The organism is Staphylococcus sp. GDX7P312P (genome assembly GCF_008385775.1).
GTDB lineage: Bacteria > Bacillota > Bacilli > Staphylococcales > Staphylococcaceae > Staphylococcus > Staphylococcus haemolyticus.
On sequence record NZ_VUKI01000080.1, the window covers coordinates 1 to 2,855 of the forward strand.

At 30.3% G+C, this 2,855-nt stretch carries 4 protein-coding genes and 4 pseudogenes; all 8 read left to right on the forward strand.

All coding sequences use genetic code 11. From position 1 onward, the window contains the following. Positions 1-234, forward strand: a 234-nt coding sequence (locus F1592_RS13365; protein WP_149809839.1) for a DUF4355 domain-containing protein, incomplete at its 5' end; no start/stop codon positions are given. Continuing rightward, positions 192-883 (forward strand): annotated as a pseudogene (locus F1592_RS13885) (polymorphic toxin type 50 domain-containing protein); the annotation flags it as partial. The gene F1592_RS13365 and the pseudogene F1592_RS13885, both read left to right, overlap by 43 nt. Then, on the forward strand, positions 880-1,074 hold the full coding sequence (locus F1592_RS13380; protein WP_037548898.1) for a hypothetical protein: 195 nt from the start codon (positions 880-882) through the stop codon (positions 1,072-1,074). The pseudogene F1592_RS13885 and the gene F1592_RS13380, both read left to right, overlap by 4 nt. 76 nt (positions 1,075-1,150) lie before the next feature. Further along, positions 1,151-1,244 (forward strand): annotated as a pseudogene (locus F1592_RS13385) (hypothetical protein); the annotation flags it as partial. Then, on the forward strand, positions 1,235-1,693 hold the full coding sequence (locus tag F1592_RS13390; RefSeq protein WP_107637334.1) for a DUF4355 domain-containing protein: 459 nt from the start codon (positions 1,235-1,237) through the stop codon (positions 1,691-1,693). The pseudogene F1592_RS13385 and the gene F1592_RS13390, both read left to right, overlap by 10 nt. Beyond that, positions 1,651-1,929: pseudogene (locus tag F1592_RS14075) on the forward strand (minor capsid protein); the annotation flags it as partial. The gene F1592_RS13390 and the pseudogene F1592_RS14075, both read left to right, overlap by 43 nt. Positions 1,930-2,351: 422 nt before the next feature. After that, entirely contained in the window at positions 2,352-2,600 is a 249-nt protein-coding gene (locus F1592_RS13400; protein WP_053017983.1) for a hypothetical protein, read from the forward strand. A gap of 69 nt (positions 2,601-2,669) precedes the next feature. After that, positions 2,670-2,763, forward strand: a pseudogene (locus F1592_RS13895) (hypothetical protein); the annotation flags it as partial. Between the last annotated feature and the right edge of the window lie 92 nt (positions 2,764-2,855).

Consider the following 2,855-nt stretch of genomic DNA (forward strand, 5'->3'; position numbering starts at 1 on the left):
CAATATGAGATAGAAAAACTTTTGAAAGAGAATGAAGCATTAAAAGCTGAAAAGGCATTATCTCAAATGAGGAATGAAACGCGTTCAATGCTTAGCGAATCAGGTGTAGAAAACTTTGATGATCAAATCATAAATGTATTAGTGAACTCTGATGCTGAAACTACAAAGAAAAATGTTGAATCATTTACTAACTTACTGAATCAGCACGTGTGCAGGCTAAATCACAGAAGCTAATTTATCTTAAAGAATTAGCTGAAGATGGCGAATATAAATATGTAGCCAAAATAGACAAAAAAACATCTAAAATATGACACTCTTTAAATGGCAAAGTATTTAAAGTTAAAGATATGATACCTGGCATAAATACTCCACCAATGCATCCATGGTGTAGAAGTATTACAGTACCGCATGTGGGAAACTGGCGGGATAAATTCTTTACTGAACGTAAAGGTAAGTATCAGACTGAGAATAAAGAATCAGAAAAAGAAAAAATACAAGAAAAAGCAAAAAAGAAATGCTTGATATGATACGTAGTGGTAAAATAAAAGTAGAAATTAATCCAGAAAAACAAAATAGACATTGTAAAAATCATAGACTTTTTAAAGAAAGTAAATCGAAAGCCATTAAAAATTATTATATGCTTCCAAGCTACACTACTATACCTAATCGAGAATTGAATAAATTACTTATGGAAAAATCAAATACTGGTATAATGTTATTAGTTAACAATAAATTTAATAAAAAAGAAATTATAGACTTTGGCGTTGTAATTGGAAAAGCTTTTGTAAATGGTCGTTATATTAATACTAAATTAGGGAAAGTACATTATTCTAAGACAGGTACACATGTAGTTCCTTATATTAAGAAGGAGATGAAAAAATGAGAATAGCTAGGTCTTACGGACATAAAGTAAACGTAGTTTTAAATGATGATAATAAACTTTTTGGAGATGTAATAAATTTTGAAAATCCATATGAAAGTGATTCAGGAAATTTTGTAATGGATTTAGAAACTGAATTAGGTATTTACTCTATTGATGACTCTGAAATTAAAGAAATAAGAATAATATCTTAATGGCATCCTTTCTACCCATATAAATAGAAAGTGGTGCTATTTTTATACACTTTTTCAACCTTCTACAGAAGGTTATTTTTTATGTCCAAAACGTGCTGATGACGTTATAAAAGCAAGTATGGAATACGCAGTCGACAGACTATAAACGGAGGTATATCTCATGGAAAACAACCAAAGTAATATTACTGAAGAAGCAAAAAGCAATGAGAAATTAGAAACACCTAAGGAACAAGCTCAACATAATGAGAAAACATTTTCCCAAGAAGAAGTATCTCAAATGATTAAAGACCGTCTAGCTAGAGAAAAAAGAAAATCTGATGAGCGTATTAAAGATGCAATTCAAGAAGCTGAAAAACTGGCCAAGATGAATAAAGACCAAAAAAGTCAATATGAGATAGAAAAACTTTTTAAAGAAAATGAAGCATTGAAAGCTGAAAAGGCATTATCTCAAATGAGAAATGAAACGCGTTCAATGCTTAGTGAATCAGGTGTAGAAAACTTTGATGATCAAATTATAAATGTATTAGTGAATTCCGATGCAGAAACAACAAAGAAAAATGTTGAATCATTTACTAACTTACTGAATCAGCACGTGTGCAGGCTGAATCACAGAAGCTAACTTATCTTAAAGAATTAGGTGAAGATGGCGAATATAAATATGTGGCCAAAATAGACAAAAAAACATCTAAAATATGTCACTCTTTAAATGGCAAAGTATTTAAAATTAAAGACATGGTTCCAGGCATCAATGCTCCACCAATGCATCCATGGTGTAGAAGTACTACAGTACCGCATTTGGGAAACTGGCGGGATAAATTCTTTACTGAGCGTAAAAGTAAGTATCAGATTAAAGATTACCTTAGCGAGTCAGGTGCACTTAGTAACAAAAATGATGAATACGGTGTTAAAAGAAGAAAGCAAGCACAAACGTATTATAATTCAGTAAAAAATCGTGATAAACTGGCAGAGATAAAAACTATTGCAAACAATGTGAATATGAATGAAAAAGCGATTAAAAGAGTTTATGAACACCTATTTAAGAACAAGTATCTACTAGACAATGGCATTAAACAATTTGACCCTGATTTTTATATGGCTCAAAGTTGGCAAAGATTGAGAGAAGGGAAAAATATTAAATCTATGGATGTAATAGTGCTAAAGCACGAAGCACTTGAACACTTTTTAATGAATAAGTATAATTTAAGTTATAAAGAAGCATATATACTATCTGAAAAAAATACAATTACAGCGCATTAATTAAATAGAGGTGAGATTATTTGCTAATTTTAAAACTTCAAGAAAAAAATAACCAGACTGTTATATATAAATATTATCCTAATGATAATGAAAATATTAAGCCAGGTGTTATTTATGTGAATATAGACAGTCTTCAAATTATCAATGCTGAAAAATCTGAGATAGAAGATAAAGAAAAAGATAATTATTTTATACATGCTATCGAAAGAATAGAATTGAATACCAGTAAAAAAATGTTTCCCAAATCTGAACTTGTAGCTTGGGGATAGAGCACCTAACAAAGATATAGATTAAGGTGCTATTTTTATACACTTTTTTAACCTTCTCCGGAAGGTTATTTTTTATGTTCAAAACGTGCTGATGACGTTATAAAAGCAAGTATGGAATACGCAGTCGACAGACTATAAACGGAGGTATATCTCATGGAAAACAACCAAAGTAATATTACTGAAGAAGCAAAAAGCAATGAGAAATTAGAAACACCTAATGAACAAGACCAACATAATGAGAAAACATTTTCCCAA